Annotated in this window: 17 protein-coding genes; 16 read left to right on the top strand and 1 reads right to left on the bottom strand. The window is 48.5% G+C overall.

From position 1 onward, the window contains the following. The first annotated feature begins 18 nt into the window (after nucleotides 1–18). From fliD to NFS35_RS14695, 3 genes are all read left to right on the top strand, one after another. Nucleotides 19–675, top strand: a complete 657-nt coding sequence (gene fliD / locus NFS35_RS14705; protein WP_251207876.1) for a flagellar filament capping protein FliD — start codon at nucleotides 19–21, stop codon at nucleotides 673–675. 50 nt (nucleotides 676–725) lie between these two features. Beyond that, nucleotides 726–1,379: a hypothetical protein gene (locus NFS35_RS14700; RefSeq protein WP_251207875.1), complete on the top strand. Its 654-nt coding sequence runs from the start codon at nucleotides 726–728 to the stop codon at nucleotides 1,377–1,379. Nucleotides 1,380–1,551: 172 nt separating this feature from the next. Beyond that, on the top strand, nucleotides 1,552–2,919 hold the full coding sequence (locus tag NFS35_RS14695) for an NAD(P)/FAD-dependent oxidoreductase (RefSeq protein WP_251207874.1): 1,368 nt from the start codon (nucleotides 1,552–1,554) through the stop codon (nucleotides 2,917–2,919). A 117-nt stretch (nucleotides 2,920–3,036) separates the two neighbouring features. On the opposite strand, the gene pepF is transcribed toward NFS35_RS14695, so the two are convergent. Beyond that, nucleotides 3,037–4,833 carry an oligoendopeptidase F gene (gene pepF, locus NFS35_RS14690; RefSeq protein ID WP_251207873.1) on the bottom strand — a complete coding sequence of 599 codons (1,797 nt, stop codon included), beginning with the start codon at nucleotides 4,831–4,833 and terminating at the stop codon, nucleotides 3,037–3,039. 159 nt (nucleotides 4,834–4,992) lie between these two features. On the opposite strand from pepF, the gene NFS35_RS14685 reads away from it, so the two are divergent. The 13 genes from NFS35_RS14685 to NFS35_RS14625 all read left to right on the top strand — a co-directional run bounded on the left by NFS35_RS14685 (nucleotide 4,993) and on the right by NFS35_RS14625 (nucleotide 17,968). Beyond that, entirely contained in the window at nucleotides 4,993–5,835 is an 843-nt protein-coding gene (locus tag NFS35_RS14685) for a tyrosine-type recombinase/integrase (protein ID WP_251207872.1), read from the top strand. Between the two features lie 370 nt (nucleotides 5,836–6,205). Next, nucleotides 6,206–6,937 carry a tyrosine-protein phosphatase gene (locus NFS35_RS14680; RefSeq protein WP_251207871.1) on the top strand — a complete coding sequence of 244 codons (732 nt, stop codon included), beginning with the start codon at nucleotides 6,206–6,208 and terminating at the stop codon, nucleotides 6,935–6,937. Between the two features lie 5 nt (nucleotides 6,938–6,942). Beyond that, nucleotides 6,943–7,701: a YveK family protein gene (locus tag NFS35_RS14675; protein WP_251207870.1), complete on the top strand. Its 759-nt coding sequence runs from the start codon at nucleotides 6,943–6,945 to the stop codon at nucleotides 7,699–7,701. Then, nucleotides 7,698–8,543 carry a CpsD/CapB family tyrosine-protein kinase gene (locus NFS35_RS14670; RefSeq protein ID WP_251207869.1) on the top strand — a complete coding sequence of 282 codons (846 nt, stop codon included), beginning with the start codon at nucleotides 7,698–7,700 and terminating at the stop codon, nucleotides 8,541–8,543. The genes NFS35_RS14675 and NFS35_RS14670 overlap by 4 nt, the downstream gene beginning before the upstream one ends. Next, nucleotides 8,533–9,570 (top strand): LCP family protein, encoded by a 1,038-nt coding sequence (locus NFS35_RS14665; protein WP_251207868.1) that lies wholly within the window; start codon nucleotides 8,533–8,535, stop codon nucleotides 9,568–9,570. The genes NFS35_RS14670 and NFS35_RS14665 overlap by 11 nt, the downstream gene beginning before the upstream one ends. A 68-nt stretch (nucleotides 9,571–9,638) precedes the next feature. Further along, entirely contained in the window at nucleotides 9,639–10,142 is a 504-nt protein-coding gene (locus NFS35_RS14660) for a hypothetical protein (RefSeq protein ID WP_251207867.1), read from the top strand. A gap of 135 nt (nucleotides 10,143–10,277) precedes the next feature. Continuing rightward, nucleotides 10,278–10,943 (top strand): hypothetical protein, encoded by a 666-nt coding sequence (locus NFS35_RS14655; RefSeq protein ID WP_251207866.1) that lies wholly within the window; start codon nucleotides 10,278–10,280, stop codon nucleotides 10,941–10,943. Between the two features lie 40 nt (nucleotides 10,944–10,983). Further along, nucleotides 10,984–12,417: a sugar transferase gene (locus NFS35_RS14650; RefSeq protein ID WP_251207865.1), complete on the top strand. Its 1,434-nt coding sequence runs from the start codon at nucleotides 10,984–10,986 to the stop codon at nucleotides 12,415–12,417. Nucleotides 12,418–12,449: 32 nt separating this feature from the next. Beyond that, nucleotides 12,450–13,553 carry a glycosyltransferase family 4 protein gene (locus NFS35_RS14645; RefSeq protein WP_251207956.1) on the top strand — a complete coding sequence of 368 codons (1,104 nt, stop codon included), beginning with the start codon at nucleotides 12,450–12,452 and terminating at the stop codon, nucleotides 13,551–13,553. 57 nt (nucleotides 13,554–13,610) lie between these two features. Next, nucleotides 13,611–14,675, top strand: a complete 1,065-nt coding sequence (locus NFS35_RS14640) for an acyltransferase family protein (RefSeq protein WP_251207864.1) — start codon at nucleotides 13,611–13,613, stop codon at nucleotides 14,673–14,675. Nucleotides 14,676–14,721: 46 nt separating this feature from the next. Then, nucleotides 14,722–15,837 (top strand): glycosyltransferase family 1 protein, encoded by a 1,116-nt coding sequence (locus NFS35_RS14635; protein ID WP_251207863.1) that lies wholly within the window; start codon nucleotides 14,722–14,724, stop codon nucleotides 15,835–15,837. Then, a complete protein-coding gene (locus NFS35_RS14630; protein WP_251207862.1) occupies nucleotides 15,834–16,910 on the top strand; it encodes a polysaccharide pyruvyl transferase family protein in 1,077 nt (358 codons plus the stop codon). Before NFS35_RS14635 ends, NFS35_RS14630 begins: the two co-directional genes overlap by 4 nt. After that, nucleotides 16,907–17,968 (top strand): polysaccharide pyruvyl transferase family protein, encoded by a 1,062-nt coding sequence (locus NFS35_RS14625; RefSeq protein ID WP_251207861.1) that lies wholly within the window; start codon nucleotides 16,907–16,909, stop codon nucleotides 17,966–17,968. The genes NFS35_RS14630 and NFS35_RS14625 overlap by 4 nt, the downstream gene beginning before the upstream one ends. The last annotated feature ends 20 nt before the right edge of the window (nucleotides 17,969–17,988 follow it).

Genomic DNA, 17,988 nt, shown 5'->3' with positions numbered 1-17,988 from the left:
AGAAATGAGGGAAAAGAAATGAGAATCAGAACAGGAATGAGAAGAACTACCACACAGATGCTGAACAACAGCAGAAGGAGAACCGGTTTATCCGCTTCCAGGCGCAGTTCTCTGTTGAGTTCAGTGAGGAATCAGGATTCAAGGCTTACGAACTCCAGGCTGATGAACACCGCCAGCATCCAGAGTGCCAGGCTGACGCGGAGCACTTATCAGAAGCTGGAGAACTCAGCCACGTCCCTGATGGAGCAGACAAAGCTGCTGGCGGAGAAAGTGGACGCAGGCGGGAAAGATATCACGAAAACCGCGGCTGAGGCAGTGCGGCATTTCAATGACACGCTGGACGGATTGAAAAAGACATCCGGTATATTGAATAACTATTATCACCAGACCATGAGGGAAATTGCCACCACCAACAAGAGCGCCCTGGCGGAGATCGGCATCACCGTGAGAACGGACGGAACCCTTTCCGTAAATAAGGAGAAGCTTGCGGAGGCGGATCAGGAGAGAATCAAGAAAGTCCTCGGCGGGAAAAGCGACTTTGCCAAGCGGATGGATGCCGTGGCCTCCAGGGTAGCCGACAATGCCGCGGCGGGAGCGGCCAGCGCTGCCAGCCAGTACAATTCATCCGGGTATCTGGCGAATTCTTACTTTAGCAGGTATAATTTCAGAGGATGAGCCCGCGGGCGCAAGTTCAGGGACATTTTTTAAGAGAGAGGATATACGAGATGAGAGTCGGTACAAGCATAACAGGATCGGATTCCGCAGTAAATACAAAAACTACCAAGAGAATGGGAAGCCGTTTCATGGAGACGGGATATGCGGAGGCTGTCTCCGCCGGCAATACGGCCTGGACAGCATCCGGCAGACATCTGCCCGGGCCGGACGAAGAGAGCACAGCCGATGAAGAAAAGGAAAGGGCGAAAGTATCCGGGGCCAGGTCAGAGGCGGAGAAAATCTATCAGGCCGCTGTGGCCGGAAAACCGAATCCCTGGGGAAGCATGCGGGAGGTCGCCAAGGTTCCCTATGGGAGTCTGGCCAAGGACGGCGTGATAGAATATAATGGCGTAGTATTCACCTGCGACGAGAAGACCAACAGCATCTGCCTGGGAGATATGACGGATGAGAAAAACGTGCTGAACATTCCCCTGTCCGGAGGCGGGCACCTGAAAGTGAACCGAAACAGCATAGGGCTTCTGTCAAAAGCCGCGGGGATGTTCTCGCCGGAGGATATGAACCTGATCATGCGGGCCATCACCCAGGATGCGAAGATTGAGTCCGTGAAGAAAGAGATTGAGGACGAGGAGGCCAGCGTCGGCAACCAGCTGCGGCCTGAGGATGGCGCGAAGGCTGAGGATGGCGCGGAGACTGAGGAAGAATAAGTGTATTTCTATAGAAAAAGACGGTTCTGCGGGAGAAAATCTGCCAAGAACCGTCTTTTTTGCCGCCCTGACCGCGGAGATTCAGGCTATCGACGGTTCAGAAGAGTTGTAAACAGGCGGAAAAGGTATTATAATACAAAAGAGAGCATGTTTTACAGGAAAGGAGATCAGGATGCAATACGATATCATCATTGTAGGGGCCGGGCCGGGAGGTATTTTCTCGGCGTATGAGCTGTCAAAGAAAAACCCGGGGCTGGAGATAGCGGTCTTTGAGGCGGGACATGCCCTGGAGAAGCGCCGCTGCCCCATTGACGGGGACAGGGTGAAGAGCTGCATCGGCTGCAAGTCCTGCTCTATCATGAGCGGATTCGGCGGCGCGGGTGCGTTTTCCGACGGAAAATACAATATCACCAATGATTTCGGAGGCACCCTCCATGAATACATCGGAAAAAAGCAGGCTATCGAGTTGATGGAATACGTGGATGCCATCAACATGGAGTATGGCGGCGAGGGGACGAAGAAATACTCTACCGCCGGGACCCGGTTCAAGAAAATCTGTATGCAGAACAAATTAAAGCTTCTGGACGCCTCTGTGCGCCATCTGGGGACGGACATCAATTTCGTGGTGCTGGAGAACCTCTATGCCGAACTGCGGGAAAAGGTGGAGTTTCATTTCGACACGCCTGTGGAATCCATCGCCCTGGCCGGGGGCGGCTATGAGATAAAGTGCAAAGACCAGTCCTATTTCTGCGAGAAATGCATCGTATCCGTAGGGCGCAGCGGCAGCAAATGGATGGAGAAAATCTGTGAGGAACTGGAAATCCCCACCAAGTCCAACCGGGTGGACATCGGCGTCCGGGTAGAGCTGCCCGCGGTGATATTCTCCCACCTGACGGATGAACTCTACGAGAGCAAGATTGTATACAGGACGGAGAAGTTCGAGGATAATGTGCGCACGTTCTGTATGAATCCCTACGGCATCGTAGTCAATGAGAACACCAACGGCATCGTCACCGTCAACGGCCACAGCTTCGAGAGCCCCGAGAAGCGCACGGAGAACACTAATTTCGCCCTACTGGTGGCAAAACATTTCTCCGAGCCTTTCAAGGACAGCAACGGATACGGCGAGAGCATCGCCAGGCTCTCCAATATGCTGGGCGGCGGAGTCATCGTCCAGCGGTTCGGGGATCTGGTCAGAGGACGGCGCAGCAATGCCAACCGCATCGAAGAAGGGTTAGTTGCGCCTACCCTGGCGGCCACGCCGGGAGACCTGAGCCTGGTGCTGCCCAAGCGCATCCTGGACGGCATCATTGAAATGATCTACGCCCTGGACAAGATCGCGCCGGGCACGGCCAACGATGATACCCTGCTCTACGGCGTGGAGGTGAAATTCTATAATATGGAAGTGGAACTGGATAAAAATCTGGAATCCAGGCACAAAGGTCTCTACATCATCGGCGACGGCAGCGGCGTGACCCACTCCCTGTCCCACGCCTCCGCCAGCGGCGTGTACGTGGCCAGAAAATTGCTGGAAAAGTGAGAAAGCCCCATAAAACAGCCCCCACAGCAGATTTTGCGCTACATCTGCCGTGGGGGCTGCCGGTTAGTGCAAAGTCTTTATTCTGCCCCGAAAAAGCTTGTCAGATGTCTGCCAGTCCTACAGTTCATTCGTCAGCTGCTCGATTTCCGCAATGATTTCGCCGATATAGGCGATGGTGTCCAGAAGCGGGCCATCGGTGGTGATATCGATTCCGGCCAGTTTCGCCAGGCCGATGGGATCTAAGGTACTTCCGGCCGCAAGGACTTTCTTCCAGTCTTCCACCGCGGGCTGTCCCTCGGACTCGATTCGCCTGCACGCTTGCGTAGCAACTGTAAGCCCCGCGCTGTAGGTGTAGGAATACAGGCCCATATAGTAATGAGGCTGGCGCATCCAGGTGTGGGCTGCGTCATCGTCAATCTCCACATCCTCGCCCCAGAACTTCTCCAGGGTCTCTTTCATCAGGCGGTTCAGGACTTCCGCATTGACACTGCCGCCCTCGTCCACGATTTTGTAGACTTCCCTCTGATAGGCGGCTTCCATCAAATGAGTGACGAAATTGTGATAATATGTATTGCTTATCATGCAGGACAGCACCCAGCGGCGGAATCTCCTGTCGGGATTCGTCTTCAGCAGGTAATGGGCCATGAGCAGCTCATTCATGGTAGAGGGCGCCTCCACGAAATAAGTGGATACATTGGTGTCGAAGATGGACTGGGTGCTGTTGCAGGATTTGAAATGTCCAGCATGTCCCAGTTCATGGGCCAGTGTGAAGACGTCAGCCATGCGGTTGTTCCAGGAGAGCAGGATGAAAGAATTCTTCCCATAGGGGCTTGCGCAGAAGCCGCCGGTGGATTTTCCCGCATTCTGGGCGAAGTCCACCCAGCGGTCCCTGTAGGCTGTCCGCACCATCTCCACGTAATCCTCCCCCAGAATAGAGAGGCCTTTTTCTATGTAAGCCCTGGATTCCTCGATGGTGACTTTGGGGTCATATTCCGGGTCGATGGCGATTTTTAAGTCTGCGAAGGTCATTTTGTCCAGGCCGTGAATCTTTTTCAGCAGGCGGGCGTATCTGCGCATATGGGGCGCAAGTTGCTCTGTGATCAGGTCAATCTGGCGGTTGTACAGTTCCCTTGTGACTTTCTGACCGAAGAGCAGGCTGTCGAAAACGGAGTCGAAGCCCCGCAGGGTGGCCATGGTCTTCTCGGTCTGTACCTGGGTGTTGTAGGCGGCTGCCGTCACGTTCTCGTATTCCCGTATTTTTTTGGAGAAAGCGGCAAAAGCGGTGCGGCGCACTTCCGCATTTTTCTCATATTCATAGTCGTCCTCGAAAAGGGAGTAGCCCAGAGGGTATTCCTTTCCGGCGGCCGTAAAGGAATCGAACTTCATGTCCGCCAGCTTGGCCATGTTGTAAATCTGGTAAGGGGCGTACAGGCTCTGGGAGAGGGCCGCGAGAGCGCGTTCCGTCTCTGGGTGCAGCTGATGAGGCTTGTTCCTCAGGATATCCTCCAGATAGTGCCTGTTGTCCGTGGCCAACCGTACGGCCTCCTGCAGCGTGCTTTCGTCCTGCTCGATGATTTCGCTGTCGATGAAGCTTAAGGCGCTGGAGATTTCGGCTGCCAGACGGCTTAGTTTATCATTGCGCTCCTGATTGTAGGTGTCGTAATAGTCCACCGAGACCGCCAGGGAGCAGTAGGTGCCGGTCAGGGTGAGCAGGCGATTCAGCTCCCTCAGGTCGTCCAGGCAGGCGCCTATGGTCCGGGGGTCGTTCAGATTACCCTTGTAATCTTCTGCCATGCGGGCGCTTAAGCTTTTCAGCTTTTCCACATCGGCGTACATTTCTTCTTCCGTGGCATAGATGGAGGACAGATCCCAGGTCAGCTCCGCCGGGATGTCCTTACGTGATTTCAGTTCCATGTGTGGCTCCTCCTTTTTAAAGCTTCCTTTTAGTTTAACCGAAAGGAAAGGGAAATGCAACTTGCCGAAGAGCTTTTTTTATTATAAACTGGATCTAAGCTGTAAAGGCAGGGCAGGTATCAGGATATTTTCCAAATACAAAGGAAGAGAGGAAACGGTATGGCATATCGAATTACAGAAGATAAGATTACGGATTACAGGACATGCCTGATTGCTGAGGAGCTTTCAGACGGAACAGTGCAGAAATATATACGGGATGTACTGGCTTTTCGGACATGGCTGGGGGAGAGGGCGCTGGATAAGGCAGCAGCGGCAGGATGGAAAGAGCATCTGATGTCCAAAGGATATGCGGCAGTTACCGTGAATACCATGCTCTCATCGCTGAACCGCTTTTTGGGCTTCATGGGATGGCAGGAGTGCCGCGTAAAATTCCTGAGGATTCAGCGCAGGATATTCCGGAATCTGGACAGGGAGCTTAGCAGAGAGGAATACGAGAAATTGCTGGCAACGGCACAGAACCTGGGCAATACGAGGCTGAAGCTGCTGCTGGAGACCATCTGTGCTACGGGTATCAGAGTGTCCGAGGTGAAGTATATTACAGCTGAGGCTGTCCGGAAAGGGCGGGCGGATATTTTTCTAAAAGGGAAGATTCGGACGATTATCCTTCCTGGCAAGCTCTGCGGAAAACTCAGAACCTATATGAAAAAAAGAAAAATCACAGCGGGTGAAATATTTCTCACCAGAAACGGAAAGAGCCTGGGCAGATGTCAGATTTGGAAAGAGATGAAAAATCTGTGCAGGAAAGCCGACGTTCTGCCATCTAAGGTGTTTCCGCATAATCTGCGCCATTTATTTGCCAGAACTTTCTATAAGGTGTATAAGGATGTTGTGCGGCTGGCAGATGTCCTGGGCCATAGCAGTATTGATACTACAAGAATCTATCTGATTACCACGGGCGAGATGTACGCGCAGCAGATGAACCGACTGGGGCTTGTCAGTTGATATGCCGAAAAGATACAAAATCATCATTTTGTATCTTTTCGGCATCAGTTCAAACTCAATCTGTGCTCACAATCCCATACTTTACCACTATATCACGTCATAATAGTTTTTTCAAGTTTTCAATTCGCAATATGCTTTCATTCCTTCTTTCTTGAAAAGGAACCTATAGTGATATTGACAAACCGTGGAACAAGATTTTTCCGACGGTCTTTTTGGTCTGCACATATTTAGACATACGTAATTGTCATTATTAGCTGTTTTCTGTATTTTTCGACATCCTTTCGCCATCTCTTTGAACAAATGCAACAAAATGATGAGTTTGTGTCTTTTCTCTACATAAATAATGAAAATATAAAAAAGGAACAAGGGCATGGAACAGAGAAAGATAATCGATGTGCACGCGCATATCCTGCCGGGCATAGATGACGGGGCTGCGAACCTGGAAGAGTCCTGCAGTCTGCTGGAGAGAGCGGTGTCCCAGGGAATCATCGGTGTCGTTGCCACGCCCCATGATTTTGCGCGGCTAAAACCGGACATGCTCCGGGAACTGGCTGCTGAGGTGGAAAAAGAATTCAGGAGACGGTATCCGGATTTTACCCTGTATCTGGGACAGGAGATTTTCTTTCACGAAGAGGTACCGGAAAAACTGAAAGCAGGAGAACTCCTCACCATGGCAGACAGCAGATATGTCCTTGTGGAGTTTGCCACAGATGTGTCCTATGGCAGCCTGTACCGGGGAATCCGCCGGTTGGTCACGGTGGGATATCTGCCTATACTGGCCCATATGGAACGGTATGACTGCCTGCGGAAAGAGGAGAATCTAAGGGATCTGGAGGGAAGCGGGTGTCTGTTTCAGATGAACTATGGGAGCCTCCAGGGCAGACGGTTCCAATCAGATGTGCGCTGGTGCCGCAGACAGGTGCTGGAGGGCAGGATACATTATCTGGGAACGGATATGCATCGGATGGATTACAGGCCTCCGGACATAGCCGGAGCCATGGAGTGGGCAGGACGGCATGTGGATGGGACATTGCTGGAGGAAATGACGAGGGATAACCCGCTGCATATGTTACATGCGGCAAATAAAGGAAAGGATACATAAGTAAAATGGCAAAGGAACAAAGTCAGATTACCAAAAAGGACGATGATATTGAAATAGATTTGCTGGGGCTGCTGCTGGCGTTCCGTCACAGGCTGTGGCTGATTCTGCTGGCTGCTGTGGTTTGCGGGAGCCTGGCAGGCGCATACAGCAAGTTCGTATTGATACCGCAGTATACTTCCTCGGCTATGCTCTATGTTTTATCAAAGGAGACCACGCTGACTTCGTTGGCGGATTTGCAGATTGGCAGCCAATTGAGCGAAGACTATAAAGTAATCATTGGCACAAGGCCTCTGCTGCAGGAGGTCATTGACCGTTTGGGACTGGATATGAGCTACAGACAGCTGCGGAGCAAGATTTCCATCTCGGACAGCTCAGAGAGAATCATGACGCTGACAGTGACGGATCCGGATCCTGTGCTGGCAAAGGAGATTGTGAATCAGGTGGCAGCCACCGCTTCCGATTATATTGGAGATATCATGGAAATGGTTCCGCCGAAAATCATTGAGGACGGCGAAGTGAATTTCATTCCTGTAAGCCCTAATAATAAGAGGAATACTCTGTTGGGGGCCATGTTCGGAATAGTGCTGGTCTGTGGTGTGATTACGGTAAGGTTCCTTATGGATGACACTGTCCAGACAGAGGAAGATGTTGAACGGTACCTGGGTCTTAGCGTACTGGCCATTGTACCTGAAAGGGCAAAGACAAAAGAAAGCAAAAAAAGAAAAGCCTCCCGAAAGGCGCGGAAGAAAGGAGCAAAGAAATGAGTGTCAGCCAGCTGATGCTGCTTAAAAAGGCAGAGGATGACTATGCATATGACGAAGCTATCAGGACTTTGCGGACGAACCTTCAGTTCAGCGGCAGAAATGTCAGAGTAATCATGTTCACCAGTTCCATGCCGGACGAGGGCAAGAGCAATATATCCCTCTCCATAGCCAGATCCCTGGCGCAGATTGGAAAGAAGACTGTGCTCGTGGACGCAGATATCCGCAAATCCGTTCTCTTAAGCCACTGCGAGGTGAAAGGGGAGGTGGATGGTCTGTCCCAGTATCTGAGCGGACAGAGGGTATTGAAAGATATTATTTTTGAAACCAATGAGGAGAATCTGAACCTGATTTTTGCGGGGCCCTTTTCCCCGAATCCGGCGGAACTGCTGGAGGAAGAACTCTGTGGGCAGATGTTCGAAGCATTAAAACTTTCCTACGACTACATAATCGTGGACACTCCGCCTATGGGCAGCCTGACGGACGGCGCCATAGTAGCCAGATATTGCGATGGAGCAGTGATTGTGATAGAAAGCGGCGCTATCAGCTACCATCTGGAGCAAAAGGTGAAGAGCCAGCTGGAGAAGACAGGATGCCGCATCCTGGGGGCGGTACTGAACAAGGTAGACGCCCATGAAAAAGGTTATTACGGTAAATATGGAAAATATGGCAGATATGAGAAATATGGACGATATGAGAAATCTGAAAAGAAAGGGAAAGGGGCCAAAAAAGAGAAAAATGCTCCTGTAAATCAAAAGCAGAGCATTTCGAAAAAGTCCGGACATGATATCGAGTACTGGAATCTGAACGATCATGGCAAAGCAGGAGACCCCTATGAGCCGTAAAAGAAAGCGCAGAAACCGAAAAATCTGGTATCTGCTGGCGGTGGCCTTGCTGTGTGTGGCAGCCTTTGGCTATAAGACGGTTCGGCTCTACAGGCTTCGGAAAGAGACGGAAGCACAGATCGCAGAGCGGGTCTACACGCAGGCGGAAAGCAGCGTGCTGTTTCAGAGCGCGACTGTGGAATACGATGGGAAGACATATCGCCGCAACACCCATGTGAAAGCCATCCTCTGCATGGGCGTGGACCGGAAAGGGACCATGGAGGGCACTACGATTCCCACTATGGGCGGACAGGCGGACGGAATTTTCGTCATAGCCCAGGATACGGCCAGGAACACTTTGAAGATTCTGATGGTGCCCAGAGACTCCATGACAGAGATTACCATGACCGACTTGAGCGGCAATGTGCTGGGGAAAGATATCCAGCACCTGACATTGGCTTACGCCTATGGTGACGGCCGGGAGAAAAGCTGTGAGCTGACCATGGAGGCTGTATCGAATCTGCTATGCGGATTGGATATAGACCATTATATCGCGGCTAACATTGAGGTGATCAACATACTCAACGACAGCGTAGGCGGAGTGACAGTGACAGTGCCCTCCGCAGGCATGGAGAAGAAAGATGCTGCTTTCATAGAAGGCGCTACCGTGACCCTGCATGGGGAGCAGGCAGAAGCCTTTGTCCGTTACCGTGACATCGAAGAGACCCATTCGGCCATCTTTAGAATGTCCAGGCAGCAGGAGTACATCATGCAGTTCTTCGGCATAGTGAAAGGCCAGGCGGCCAGGAACAGCACAATTGTCACGGATATGCTGGGCCTGATAGAGCAGCATATGGTGACGGATATGGGAAAAGAGGAATATCTGAAAGTGGCTCTGGATGCGCTGGAGATGGAAAGCCTGGCGGAAGAGGACTTTTATGTAGTGCCCGGCCAGGCGGTGATGACAGAGGTGTACGATGAATTCCATGTGAACCAGGAAGCGCTGATGCCCATCATTCTGAAGCTGTTCTACCGGGAAGTGTCCTGATAAGGCAATAACCGGTTCGGAGACGGGCCGTTTATTGATAAATACTTTGAAGAAAGGAGGGTGGTAACATGAAAAGGAAGTATTTGCTGGCGCTTGTGCTGGCAGGAGCGCTGATTTTTGGCAACGCGCCGATTACTGCCAACGCTGCAAGCCCCAATGCCGGCGGCGCCATTGTCGGCGGCCAGGCGGCTGATGCCGGTGATGCATTGACCATCGGCGATGCGGGCACTCCGCTGGCAGCTCCTGCGGCTGGCGCGGCTGATGCCGGCGATGCGCTGGACGAAGGTGACGACGAAGCTCCGCTGGTGGCTGATGCCGGTGATGCGGGCGATGAGTTGGACATTGACGACGAAAACGCTCCGTTGGCGGCTCCTGAGGAAAGCGCGCCTGAAGGGACTCCTGAGGATGTCTCGCTGGACGACGATGATACGCCATTGGCTGTTTTGTCGCCGGAAGCTCAGACGAGGAGCGGGTTTTCCTGGTGGGGGTTCTGGCTTGGCGTGCTGACCATGGGCATCGTAGAGACTGCGGTCGTACTGGTGTTCAAGTCACGGAAGAAAGAAGAGAAATAATGGATGACATTATTCTTTCCTGAATCCGGTATTGCCAGGTGAAGAGGCACAGCAGGAACAGACGGGAAGGATGGTCTCTGCAAGAGACGTCCTGCCTGTCTGGCATGAAACAATAGTGGTCAGTATGGTGAGAAGATGAAACTGGGAAGAGGCTGGATAAAGGCTCTGGCGATATGGACGGCGCTGGGACTGACAGGCTGTGGTGCGGCTTCTGAATATGGAGATTCATCGGATTGGATTACAGAAGAATCATCCATGGAGGAAACAGTTGACGTCCCGTCAAAGGCAGAAGACGATGAAGAAGAGATTTCCCGGGAGCTGTTGGATGCAGCTGAGGAGACGCCTCAGACGGCATCGAAAGGAACGGAGGAGACATCCCAGGCTGAAGCGGATTTACAGGAATCCGGCACAAAGCTTACTTTCAGCCTTGGCGGTGATGCGTCCATGATGGACCTTCCGCAGGAAGTCGTCGACCAAATCGCGGCCATCAATACAGGAGAGCCGCCCGCCGGCGCGGTGGGAATGGATGAACTGAAGAGCTTTTATGCTCTGATTGCTACACATACGATTATCGGAAAGGATGCAGAGACCGGGGAGGAGGTCACCGGGAGCGGTAAATTGACCTTTTATGTCCCCAACTTACTGGAGGGTCTGGAGGATGTATCTGTACTGTTCTACGACAAAGCGGCAGGACAATGGGAGATTCTTCCCGTGGAACAGCTGGATACAGAAGCCAGGACAGTAAGCGTGATGCTCACAGGGTCAGGAGTCCTGACCGTTATATACAGGAGACAGGAGTAAGGGGTTCCGTACATGGAAATGTACAAGAGATGAGGGGATTATGTACAGAAAAGCGAGCAGCGGATGGGCGAAGCACATTGATTTTGTATTGCTGGACATGGTGTGCCTGCAGGTGGCATACTGTCTGGGGTGCCTGATATGGCAAGGGATGCTTCTGCCATTCAAGAATCCAATGTACCGGAATATGATATTTATCTTTTTCCTGTCTCAGATTTTTGTGACGCTTTTCGATGACAGCTTTAAAAATGTTATGAAGAGGGACTACCTTGCAGAATTTAAAGCTACCATCCGACATGCGTTCTTCATTGTTCTGTTTGCAACTTTCTATCTTTTTTCTACCCAGGAGGCAACAGACTACTCCCGGGGCACCATGCTGGTCACAGCGGAGGCATATATCCTGCTGGCCTACGCTGTGCGGTGCGGATGGAAAAGGGTACTTCGGGCACAAATCAAGCGATGGGATCGTTCTCTGGTAGTGGTGACTACGGCCGGGATGGCGGAAGAAGTCGTAGATAACCTGAAAGTGAACGATTATAACCGTATCCGGGTTATGGGATTGGTTTTGATGGATGAGGGCGACGCTTCTCTGGTGGGAGGAGAAATCGCGGGAGTCCCGGTGGTGGCTGACAGGGACACTGTGACAAATTATGTGTGTCAGGAGTGGGTGGACGAGGTGCTTCTGACGCTTCCCAAGGAAATGTCCTTTCCGGATGAGCTGTACGATGAGCTGGTGGAGATGGGGGTCACAGTGCATCTGCGCATTCTGCGCGCCATGCCTCTGGCGGAGCAGAAGCAGAGCATCGGAAGGCTTGGCTCTTACATGGTGTTAAGCTCCAGCGTGAATATGATTTCCCTGCGGCAGGTCGTCTATAAGCGGGCAATGGACATCTGCGGCGGCACCATAGGCTGTATCATTACGGTGGTTCTGACTTTTTTCATCGGTCCGCTTATCTATATCAAGTCTCCCGGGCCTATCTTCTACTCCCAGGAGCGGGTAGGTAAGAACGGCAGGATATTCCGGCTGTACAAGTTCCGCAGCATGTATCTGGATGCGGATGAGCGGAAAAAGGAGCTGATGGCCCGGAACCAGGTGAAAGATGGGATGATGTTCAAGATGAAGGACGATCCCCGCATCATTGGAGGGGCCAATGGGATAGGGGGCATCATCAGGAGATTTTCCCTGGATGAGTTCCCGCAGTTCTGGAATGTGCTGAAAGGGGATATGAGCCTGGTGGGGACCAGGCCGCCCACTGTGGACGAGTGGGAGAAGTACGATCTGCACCATAGGGTGAGATTGGCGGCAAAGCCTGGAATCACCGGGATGTGGCAGGTGAGCGGACGAAGCCGGATTACAGATTTTGAGGAGGTTGTGAAGCTGGATCGGAAGTATATCATGGAGTGGAGCACTGGGCTGGATTTTAAGATTCTGCTGAAGACGGTTCAGGCGGTGCTGAAGAAAGATGGGGCGTTGTAGGATTGAAAGATAAAAATAAATTGAATGTAGCCATGTTAGGCCACAAGCGCATCCCATCTCGTGAAGGCGGTATTGAGATAGTAGTTGAAGAACTCAGTACACGAATGGTGAAGCTGGGCAACAGGGTGACCTGCTATAACCGTTCCGGTCATCATGTCAGCGGGAAAGAGTTTGATGTGGATGCTTCCCATGAATACAAAGGTGTAAGGCTGAAAAAGGTATGGACGGTAAACCGGAGGGGATTTGCCGCCATGACATCATCCATGTGTGCGGCTGTGTGTGCGGCATTCGGGAGATATGACGTTGTGCATTTCCATGCGGAGGGACCATGTGCCATGCTTTGGCTGCCGAAACTGTTCGGTAAGCGGTGTGTAGCTACCATCCATGGGCTGGATTACCAGAGAGCCAAGTGGGGTAGATTTGCCAGCGCGTATATCATGGCCGGTGAAAAGTGCGCAGTGAAGCATGCAGATGAAATCATCGTGCTGAGCAGAGGCGTTCAGGAGTATTTCCGGGAGACATACGCCAGGGAGACGAAATTCATACCAAATGGCGTGACAAGGGTGCAGATTCGGAAGGCGGATTTGATTCAGACGAAATTCGGTCTGAAGAAAGACGGATACATCCTGTATGTGGGCAGGCTGGTTCCGGAGAAGGGCATACGGTATCTGATTGAGGCATATAGGAAGACGGCCACGGAGAAACGGCTAGTCATTGTAGGGGGGACTTCTGATACGGAAAGCTATATGGAAGAGCTGAAGAAGGTAGCAGGTGTGGATGACAGAATTATGTTCATGGGTTTCGTGCAGGGAGAGATGTTGGATGAACTGTATAGCAATGCGTATGTGTATGTGCTGCCATCGGATTTGGAGGGGATGCCTTTGAGTTTGTTGGAGGCTATGAGCTATGGGAACTGCTGTCTGGTGTCGGACATTTCGGAACTCACAGAGGTGGTGGAGGATAGAGCGGTTACATTTCGGAAAGGCGATGCGGGGGATTTGAGGGATAAGCTGCAGCGGCTCTGTAATGATGGAGATTTGGTGCGCAGGTATCAGGAAGAGGCTGCAGAGTTTGTATGTGGGAAGTATGACTGGGATGATGTGGTGAGACGGACGATAGAGCTGTATCGGGCATAGAAAGTGATTCCCAAACAACGGTAAATGCGTAGTCGATGTGCGGAAAGGTTCAAAATAATGATCATTGAGCAAAAGCAATTGAAAGGTACACCAGCAAAAGCAATGCATTATGAAGCATTAGACGGGGTGCGGGCGTATGCAATTATGGGAATTGTACTTATGCACGTTAGGGCAAATGGAAAGTATGCGATAGACGGATTTGTTTATAATACGCTGATTACCTCATTTACAAACTTCGTGTTTTTGTTTATGACAGTTAGCGCTTTTGGAATGTGCTGCGGGTATTATGATAAAATATTGAATCAGAAAATTACAGTAGAACAATTTTATACAAAGAGATATCAAAAAATATGGCCGTTTTTTGCAGCATTGTGTATGTTGGATTTGATTGTGTCACCAAGCATCGACTCGGTATATGAAGTATTTGCAAATTTGACATTATGTTTTGGACTGCTGCCAAACGCCAATATTGAAGTGATAGGTGTTGGCTGGACACTGGGAGTGATTTTTGTATTTTACATGCTATTTCCATTCTTCTGCTATTTATTGGCCAATAGAAAGCGGGCTTGGCTGGTCTTTGCAATTTCAATAGCTTTTAATGTATTGTGCCAGATATATTTTTTTGATACCAATCATATGTCTGTGCGTTTTAGGGCTAGAGCGAATATTGTCTATAGTGCGGTTTATTTTTTTGCAGGTGGATTGATTTATCTTTATCGTGATAAGATTTCGGAAATATCTAAGCATTATTGGAGAGTGATGCTTGGATTATGCGGGGGAGCAATCGTGATTTATTTTGCAATTGGGGAATCTACGATGACGACACTGTTGGTGAGTGTTGCATTGTTGATATATGCGCTTGGAGATTGCAGAAAGGGTATACTGATTAATCCTGTCATGAAATTTCTTGGTGGAATTAGCTTTGAAATTTATTTATGCCATATGGTAAGTTTCCGTATATTGGAGAAACTGCATTTAACACATGTTGTTTCGAACGAATTAATAGCTTATTGCATAACAGCTATAGGAACGATTGCAGGTGCAATTATATTTTCTGTATGTGCAAGATGGCTTTTATCTAAAGTCGGTGAGCTGAGAATAAATAGAGACGCTAAAATATGAGAAATGGACTGTAGATGAATACAGGTTGCAAATGAAAGGACAAAAAATGATTCGTGTATTGCATTCTGTGAGTAATATGGATCGGGCTGGTATTGAAACAATGCTGATGAATTATTATCGCCATATAGATAGAAATAAAGTCCAGTTTGATTTTTTGTGCAATAAGCTGAAACCCGGAGCCTATGATGATGAAATTAAAGCGATGGGGGGACAGATTTTTCACACGCCGGGATTGAATCCGGTTAAATATCCGTCATATCTTAGATATATGAAAAAAATGTTTCGGGAGCATCCGGAATATAAGATAATAGAGGCTCATAATGGAGCATTGGGAGTGTATGCGCTTCACGCAGCAAAGGTAAGCGGCATTCCTGTGAGGATTTTTCATGCCCATGGGGCAAGCATCACGAAAGATTGGAAGCTCCCCATAAAATTAGCATGTAAGGCTTTTCTGCCAGCTAATATGAATCAGCATTTTACGTGTGGAATTGCGGCGGCTCAGTGCTATTTTGGAGAATCAGTAGTTGCAAAAGGGAATTATGAATGGTTTCCGAATGCAATCGAAGTGGAAAGGTTTATATATAACCAGCAGATTCGCGATTATATCAGGGAAAAAAATGGGTTAAAGGATAAGAATGTTATCGGACATGTAGGACGCTTCATGACTCAAAAGAATCATATGTTTCTTGTGGATATTTTTGCAGAGTTTTCCAAGTATGACAGCAGCGCAAGGCTTGTTTTGCTGGGAGATGGTGAATTGCTGGATACCGTTAAGGAGAAAGTAAGGCAACTTGGACTTGAAGAGAAAGTTATTTTTAAAGGAAATGTCAATAATGTCAACGAGTGGTATCAGGCTTTTGATTGTTTCATGCTTCCGTCAGTTTGGGAAGGATTGCCGGTTGTAGGAGTGGAGGCACAGGCGGCAGATTTGCCGTGTATCTATTCTGATACAGTGACAAAGGAAATTGCACTTTCAGAAAAGGCGAAATTCATTCATTTGAAAGCTCCTAAGCTAGAATGGGTAAATGCGCTAAAGGATGCACTTAATATGAGGGAACGTGCAGATAATACGCGTTTAATATCGGACAAGCGTTACAATATAAAAAGGGAGGCGGCCAAGCTTCAAAACAGATATTTGGAATTGGCAGAGAAGAACACGTGAAAATTGGAATCCTAACTCATCAATACATCAATAATTATGGCGCATTTCTTCAGGCATGGGCGTTGAGGGAGGCAGTTAAGGAGATGTTTCCAAATGAGGAAGTGGAAATTATAAACTATATAAACAGGAAGCATTTCATAATCAATGTGTGTGGATGGTTTCGATTTTATAGGCATAAAGAGAATCTGAAATGTTGGATTCAAAAGACAAAGTTACCGAGGACATTTGAGAAAGCTCGAAAAAAGGAAATGGTACTTTCCTCACGATGCTATAATGCACAGCAGATTAATAAGCTGGCTTTTGACTGTATTATTGTAGGAAGCGATGAAGTCTGGAACTTTATGGATGGAAAAGGAAATACCCCTATTAAGTTTGGAATAGGTCTTACCTGTGAGAATCTAATTACATATGCACCAAGTGTTGGAAAAGCAGTGGCTGGACAACAGGTACCGGATTATGTAAAAGAAGGGGTTAAGAAGTTCAAGGCTATTTCGGCCAGAGATGACTTAACATTTGAACTTGTGAAAAAGATAACAGGACAGGATGCCATAAGAGTTCTAGATCCTACATTTTTAGTAAAGTTTCCAATGGTGAAACAGAATATTGCTCCTAAACCCTATATTTTGTTTTATTATTGTCAGCAGTTACCAGAAAGTGTGCTCCGTCAGATTTTTGAATATGCCCATGAGAATAATTTGAACGTATATGGGGCTGGAGAATGCGACAGAAAGTATACAAAAATAACAGTTAACCTCACGCCGTTTGAATGGATTGAGATGTTCCGCAATGCAGAGTTTGTGTTTACAGGGACATTCCATGGAGTGGTATTTTCTGTTATGAGTAAAAAACAATTTAAAGTCTATTTAACAAATGAAAGCCGTATAAGGAAGGTAAATGCCTTACTAAAAGAACTTGGGATTGAGAACAGACAAATGACTCAAAGTTTTCGATTTGATTTGAACGAGCTGGCAGAAGAAATTAACTATGACTGTGTATATCAAATAATTGACGAAAAAAGAAAGATAAGCCGAGCATATCTGGAAAAGGCAATTAAGGAAAGCGTGGATAGATGAAGATAGGAATTCTTACGCATCATTATGTAAAAAACTATGGTGCATTTCTTCAAATGAAAAGTTTATATGAAGTAATCCGTCAGATTTACCCTCAGGCGGAGATATCAATAGTCAATTATGTAAAGTATAAGCATTGGCAAAAAAATATCTTGCATGTGCTTCATTACAGAAAGTCCATTGACTCCTTGCATACTTATGCGAGTAAAGTGAAACAGCTCCTGGTATTTACAAAGTATGAAAGGTCTTTGCCTCGAACGAGAAAGGTTTACAGCGCTTCCGGAATCGCTAAATTGGGATTGGACATGTTGATACTTGGAAGTGATGAGATATGGAATATTCAGGGGTCTGGCTATCATCCCCTGAAATTTGGATGTGGGGTGGAGAAACTTAATGTAATCGCATATGCGCCAAGTGTGGGAGCAGTTACAGAAGAAACGGTGGTTCCGGATGAGATTAAGGGAGGTTTGTCGAGCATTAGATTTGTTTCTGGGAGAGATGAGGAGTCGATTAAATTTGTGAAACGTGCTGTCGGACGCGAGGCAGTAAAAATGCCGGATCCTACGTTTCTTTATAATTTTGACAAGGATATCAAAGCAGAGGGGATTAGGCCGAAGCCTTATAAATATATTTTGCTTTATGACTGTAAACTTACGGACGAGTTGGTGGTTTTGTTGTGCGGGTATGCGAAAAAGCATGGCTACAGGATTTTGGGGGCAGGTGATTATAAAGCGTTTTATGACGAAGTGACAATAAACCTGACACCGTATGAATGGGTAGACTTATTCAGGAATGCGGGAAAAGTAATAACCGGTACATTTCATGGAACGGTTTTCTCCGTCAAATACGATAGGGATTTTATATGTTATCCCACTGAAAAAAATAGGATAAATAAAATTTCTTCTCTGTTGGCTGATATAAAATTATCAGAGAGACTGATGAAGATAGGGGAAGAAGAGAAATTTGATAGTTTGATAGACGAAATTCCTGATTATGCGTATGCCCATGAGTACCTTACCTGCAAAAAGAGAGAGGCGATTGACTTTTTGCACATTAAATAAATGATATGTATGACATATTA

The organism is Acetatifactor aquisgranensis (assembly GCF_943193215.1).
GTDB lineage: Bacteria > Bacillota > Clostridia > Lachnospirales > Lachnospiraceae > Acetatifactor > Acetatifactor aquisgranensis.
This window is presented reverse-complemented; position numbering and strand designations above follow the sequence as displayed.